Origin of the sequence: Actinophytocola sp. (genome assembly GCF_050699915.1) — a bacterium.
GTDB lineage: Bacteria > Actinomycetota > Actinomycetes > Mycobacteriales > Pseudonocardiaceae > Actinophytocola.
Window position 1 is genome coordinate 1 of sequence record NZ_JBOHGA010000315.1, and the last position, 5,630, is coordinate 5,630.

Here is a 5,630-nt window from a genome sequence, read left to right on the forward strand (position 1 = left end):
GTCCCGCGCCCGCCAGCACCGCACCGGCCGGCGCGGCCCAGCCGGCCACCGCACCGAAGGACGCGGATGACTGACCGGACACACGGCGCCGAGGCCGGCTGGCGAGCCAGGCTCGGCATCCTGGTGATCGACAAGGACATGGTGCCGGAGATCGAGTTCCAGGCCATGGCACCGTCCGGCGTCTCGGTGCATGCGGCCCGGTTCGCCAGCCCGCGGCAGAGTGGGTCGGGCAGCTACGGCGACGACCCCGCGGGCACCGTCGCCAACTCACCGGACATCGCGACCGGTCTGGACTATCTCGGCCGGATCGGGCTGGACGCGATCGCCCTCTGCTTCGTCACCGGCAGCTTCTTCGGCGGCCGCTCGTTCGACCCCGAGTTCGCGCGGCGGGCGGCCGACCTCGCGCACGGCAGCCCGGTCTTCACCGCGGCAGGCGCGCTGACCTCGGCCATGGCGGCCACCGGCGTCACCCGGCCGATGCTGGTGGCCCCGCCGTGGTTCAACGACGCGATCGGCGCGCACGCCGTGCGCTACTTCACCGACGCCGGCCACCCGCCTGCCGGGCTGGTCCGCTACGACCTCGGCGCGGGCTGGCGGGACCGGGAACCGTGGCAGGTCTGGGACGACAACGGCCAACAGGAGGTCCGCGCCGACGCCCTCTACCGGCAGGTCCGTGCCACCGTCCCGGCCGACGCCGACGGCATCGTGGTGGTGGGCAACGGGTTGAGCTGCATCGACGCGATCGAGCCGCTCGAACAGGATCTCGGTCTCCCGGTGGTGACCTCCAACCAGGCGGCGCTGTGGTCCGGTCTGCGGGCGGCCGGGGTTCGTGCCGCGGTGCCGGGGTACGGCCGGCTGTTCGACACGGTGCCGCTTCGGCCGGCTCCTCGCGCGAACCCGGCCGAAGCGGACCGGATCGCGGCGGCCCACTAGCGTGCCGGCCGTGAACGACTACACGGTGACGGTGTACGGCGCCACCGGCAAGACCGGACGGCACGTCGCGGAGCTGGCGACCGGCCGCGGCTGGACGGTGCGGTCCGCGGGCAGGCGGCCCGCGGCGTACGGCCAGACGGTTCCGTTCGACTGGGACGACGAGACGACCTGGGCCCCGGCCGCCGCCGGCGCCCAGGCCGCCTACGTGCTGATCCCGTTCAACCACCCAGGCGCTCCCGAGCGGACGCCGGACCTGCTTCGTGCGGTGGCCGCGGCCGGTGTCGAACGGGTGGTCCTACTGTCCAGTTTGGACGTCGACAGCGCGGATGCGGACAGCCCGCTGTGCGTGTCCGAGCGGACGCTCGCCGAACTGCCGGTGAAGTCCGCCATCCTGCGTCCGACATGGTTCCTGGACAACTTCACGCTGGGCTCGTTCGCCGGGATGACGCAGGTGGGCGAGATCCGGCTGCCATGCGGGGAGGGCCGCATCCCGTTCGTCGCGGCGGTGGACATCGCCGCCGTCGCCGTGGCGGCGATGTCCCCGGACGCGGCGACCGGACCGCTCCCGATCACCGGCCCCGAGTCGGTGACCCACCACGATGTCGCCGCGGCGCTCACCGAGGCCACCGGCAGGCCGGTGAGCTACACCCCCGTCACGGCCGACGAGTTCGTCGACCTGATGTGTGCGCGGGGTTTCTCCGAGGACTACGGCCGGTTCCTCGCCGACGCGCTGACCGACGTGGCGACCGGGGCGCTGCGGATCCCGGTGCACGACACCGTGCCGCGCCTCACCGGCCGGCCCGCCCTGGACGTCACCGAGTTCGCCCGCCGCTTCGCGGCCTGACCGGGCACGGCACGGCCGTTGTCCCTACTCGGTGCCAGGCAGGGGCTCGCCGAGGTGTTGGTGGTGCTGTGGTCGGTGATGCTGTTGACTCGTCGTTCATCGTGCGTTCACGTTCGTCCGACCGCCTGAGGAGACGCCATGACATCGTCGCGCCGCCAGTTCCTGAGCCGTGCCGCGGGTACCGGTGCTGCCGTCGTCGTCGCCGGATCCGTCGAGGCGTTGTTCGCCGCGCAGCCGGCGGCGGGGACCTCCGGGCCGCCGGCCGGGTACGGCCCGCTGATCCCGGACCCCGACGGGATCCTGGACCTGCCCCGCGGCTTCCGCTACACGATCCTGTCTCGTGAGGGGACCGTCCGGCCGGACGGGCTGCAGGTGCCGAGCCGGTTCGACGGCATGGGCGCGTTCCCCGCCCGTCGGCGGGGCTCCCGGCTGGTCCGCAACCACGAGTGCTCGCCGACGTCGCAGATCAAGGTGGTCGCTCCGCCGGAGCGGACGTACGACCCGGCCGGTGCCGGTGGCACCAGCACGCTGGTGATCGACCGGCACGGCGAGGCCGAGTCCGAGCACATCAGCCTCGGCGGCACCGCGATCAACTGCTCCGGCGGCATCACGCCGTGGCACACGTGGCTGACCTGCGAGGAGACCGAGGACAAGGCCGGCACGAACGGCTACACGAAGGACCACGGCTTCATCTTCGAGGTCGACCCGTACGACAACGGGCGCAACGAGGACCCGACGCCGCTGAAGGCGATGGGCCGGTTCCAGCACGAGGCCGTCGCGGTCGACCCGCGCACCGGCATCGTCTACGAGACCGAGGACGCGTTCGTCGCACCGCTGGGCAGCCTCTACCGCTTCCTGCCGAAGCGTCCCCGCGGCGGCTGGGGAAGCCTGCGCGCCGGCGGCGAGCTTCAGGCGTTGCGCGTGCCGGACCTGCCCGACCTGTCGGTGGTGCAGGAGGCGGGGGAGGTGTTCGGCGGCGTCGAGTGGATGACCGTGCCCGATCCGTTGGCCACCACCGAGTCGGTCCGGGCGCAGGACTACCCGAAGCAGATCACCGGCGGCTACAAGCTCGAGGGCGCCTGGTGGGGCGAGCGGGACCGGTGCGTGTACTTCGTCTCGTCGTTCGCCCGGACCGAGCTCGGCCCGGCGAAGAACCACGACGGCCAGGTCTGGAAGTTCGACCCGCGGCGTCGAACGCTGCGACTCGAGGTGGTCTTCACCCGGCCGACGCCCGGACCGGAGAACCCGGAGTTCGACGCGCCCGACAACATCTGCATGTCACCGTACGGCGGCCTGATGATGTGCGAGGACGGCATCGGCGACGCGTACATGCTCGGCACGACACGCGACGGCGACGTCTTCCACTTCGCCCGCAACCGCGTGAACAACGGAACGCCCGAGGAGCCGTCGTACGGCGAGCTGGCCGGGGCGGGTTTCTCCACCGACGGGAAGACGATGTTCTTCAACATCTACGACCCCGGCATGACGTTCGCCGTCACCGGCCCGTGGAACCGCCGGCACGACTGATGAACTGATCCGCTGGCTGCGCCGATCAGCCCGCCGACGTCGTGCCGAACTCGTACACCGTGGTCGTCTGGTAGACCCCGTCCGGGCGGAGCACGGTCGACGGGAACGACGGCTGGTTCGGCGAGTCGGGGAAGTGCTGGGTCTCCAGCGCGAACCCGTCGCCCTGCCGGTAGATGTGGCCGCCGGTGCCGACGAGCGTGCCGTCGAGGAAGTTGCCCGAGTAGAACTGGATGCCGGGCTCCGCGGTGCGGATCGTGACGGTCCGCCCGCTCGTCGGTTCGCTCACCCGTGCCGCGAGCGCGAGCGAGGTGTCGTCGCGCCGGTCGAGCACGAAGTTGTGGTCGTAGCCCTGGCCGAGCAGCAGCTGCTGGAAGTTGTCGCGGATGCGGGCGCCGATCGCGGTCGGGCGGCGGAAGTCCATCGGGGTGCCGGCGACCGGGTCCAGTGAGCCGGTCGGGATCAGGGTCGGGTCCACCGGCGTGTACCGGCTCGCGTTGAGCCTGAGCCGGTGGTCGTAGATGCTCCCGGAGCCCTCACCGGCCAGGTTGAAGTACGTGTGGTTGGTGAGATTGACGATCGTCGGCGCGTCGGTCGTCGCGTGGTAGTCGATGCGAATCTCGTTGCGGACGGTGAGCCGGTAGGTGACCGTGACCGAGAGCGTGCCGGGGTACTTCTCCTCGCCGGCCGGGCTGACGTAGGTGAGCCGGAGGCCGACGGCGCCGTGCTCGCGGATCTCGCGGGCCTGCCAGACTCGCTTGTCGAAGCCGACGTCGCCGCCGTGCAGGTGGTTCTCGCCATTGTTGACGGCGAGCTGGTAGGTCGTGCCGTCGAGGGTGAACCTGCCCTTCGCGATGCGGTTGGCGTACCGGCCGGTGATGCAGCCGAAGTAGGGCGAGTTCTTCGTCAGGTAGTCGGCGAGGTTGTCGAAGCCGAGCGCGATGTTGGCGGTCCGGCCGCGACGGTCGGGTGTCTCGATGGACTGGACGATCCCGCCGTAGTAACCCGGGTCTCGCAAGGCACCGGCGTCGGGCTGCTCACCGATGCCGAGATCGGCGAGATGGTGCGGCTGGCCGCCGGCGCGGGTGTCGAGCTGAGCCTGTTCGCGCGGCCGTGCGCCGCGTGGGGCACGTCGGCCATGGCACGCGCGCCGGCGGGCGGGGTCCTCGGACCGTGTGCGTGGGGCTCCGACCAGCTCGCCGCGGCCGTCGACGAGGTCCGCCGGGCCGTCGACCTCGGCGTGCGCAGCGTGCTGGTGTCCGACCTCGGCCTGCTGTCGGTGGTCGGCCGGCTGCGCGCGGACGGTGCGCTGCCCGCCGACCTCCAGGTGAAGGTGTCGGTGATGCTGCCCGCCGCGAACCCGGCCGCTGCCGGCGTGCTGGTCGGCCTCGGCGCGGACACGGTGAACCTGCCGACGGACCTGTCGCTGGCCCAGATCGCCGGGGTTCGCGCGACCGTGCCCGTGCCGCTCGACGTGTACGTGGAGGCCCCGGACAACGTCGGGGGGTTCGTGCGGCACCACGAGATCCCACGCCTGGTGGAGATCGCGTCACCCGTGTACGTGAAGTTCGGTCTGCGCAACGCGCCCGACGTGTACCCGTCGGGCACGCACCTGGACGACCTCACGGTCCAGCTGTCCCGCGAGCGCGTCCGCCGCGCCCGGCTGGGCCTGGACCTGCTGGCCCGGTCCGGCGTCGAGGCCGACTGTTCGGCGCCGGGGGCCCGCGGCCTCGCCCTGCCCAGCCCCGCCACGTAGCGACCTCGACGTCATGGCCGGAGCAGTACCTTGACCGCGCCGGCGCGGGGGTCGGCCAGCAGGTCGAGCGCCGCCGGCGCCTCGGCCAGCGGGAGCTCGTGGGTGATCACCGCGGCCGGGTCGAGCACGCCCGACGCGAACGCGCGCACCGCGTGCGACCACGCCCGCGACGGCGCGCCGAACACCGGCAGCACCGTCACCTGGTTCAACACCAGGTCGGTCGGCGATGGCGGATCGTCGTCCGTGCCCGGGATCCCGAGCAGCACCACCCGCCCGCCTCGACGAGCGAGCCGGACGGCGAGACGCGCCGCTCCGGCGACCCCCGCCGCCTCGACGACGGCATCGAACCGTCCGGCCACCTCGCGCGCGGCATCGGCGGGGGAGAGCAGCGCGGTGGCGCCGCAGCGGTACGCGAGCTCGGCGCGGTCCGGCTTGGGATCCACGACGGTCAGCTCGCCCGGCCCGGCCGCGCGCAGCAGCTGGGTGGCGAGCAGGCCCAAGGTGCCCGCGCCGACCACCGCGACCCGCTCGCCCGGCACCGGCGCCGCCTTCAGGCCGGCCGCGGCCACGCAC

The 5,630-nt window shown here is 72.7% G+C and carries 6 protein-coding genes; 4 read left to right on the forward strand and 2 right to left on the reverse strand.

Annotated features, from left to right (window positions below; genetic code table 11):
- Positions 1 to 66: 66 nt before the first annotated feature.
- From ACRDSK_RS31275 to ACRDSK_RS31285, 3 genes are all read left to right on the forward strand, one after another.
- Positions 67 to 933 carry a maleate cis-trans isomerase family protein gene (locus ACRDSK_RS31275; RefSeq protein WP_431444996.1) on the forward strand — a complete coding sequence of 289 codons (867 nt, stop codon included), beginning with the start codon at positions 67 to 69 and terminating at the stop codon, positions 931 to 933.
- A 10-nt stretch (positions 934 to 943) separates the two neighbouring features.
- Positions 944 to 1,777, forward strand: a complete 834-nt coding sequence (locus tag ACRDSK_RS31280; RefSeq protein WP_431444997.1) for an NAD(P)H-binding protein — start codon at positions 944 to 946, stop codon at positions 1,775 to 1,777.
- 138 nt (positions 1,778 to 1,915) lie between these two features.
- A complete protein-coding gene (locus ACRDSK_RS31285; protein ID WP_431444998.1) occupies positions 1,916 to 3,304 on the forward strand; it encodes an alkaline phosphatase PhoX in 1,389 nt (462 codons plus the stop codon).
- A 25-nt stretch (positions 3,305 to 3,329) separates the two neighbouring features.
- On the opposite strand, the gene ACRDSK_RS31290 is transcribed toward ACRDSK_RS31285, so the two are convergent.
- Positions 3,330 to 4,319, reverse strand: a complete 990-nt coding sequence (locus tag ACRDSK_RS31290) for an aldose epimerase family protein (protein ID WP_431444999.1) — start codon at positions 4,317 to 4,319, stop codon at positions 3,330 to 3,332.
- A gap of 42 nt (positions 4,320 to 4,361) precedes the next feature.
- On the opposite strand from ACRDSK_RS31290, the gene ACRDSK_RS31295 reads away from it, so the two are divergent.
- Positions 4,362 to 5,057: a U32 family peptidase gene (locus ACRDSK_RS31295; RefSeq protein ID WP_431445000.1), complete on the forward strand. Its 696-nt coding sequence runs from the start codon at positions 4,362 to 4,364 to the stop codon at positions 5,055 to 5,057.
- An 11-nt stretch (positions 5,058 to 5,068) separates the two neighbouring features.
- Here ACRDSK_RS31295 and ACRDSK_RS31300 read toward each other — a convergent pair.
- Positions 5,069 to 5,630 (reverse strand): zinc-binding dehydrogenase (locus tag ACRDSK_RS31300; RefSeq protein ID WP_431445001.1); only part of this gene is annotated, 562 nt, incomplete at its 5' end.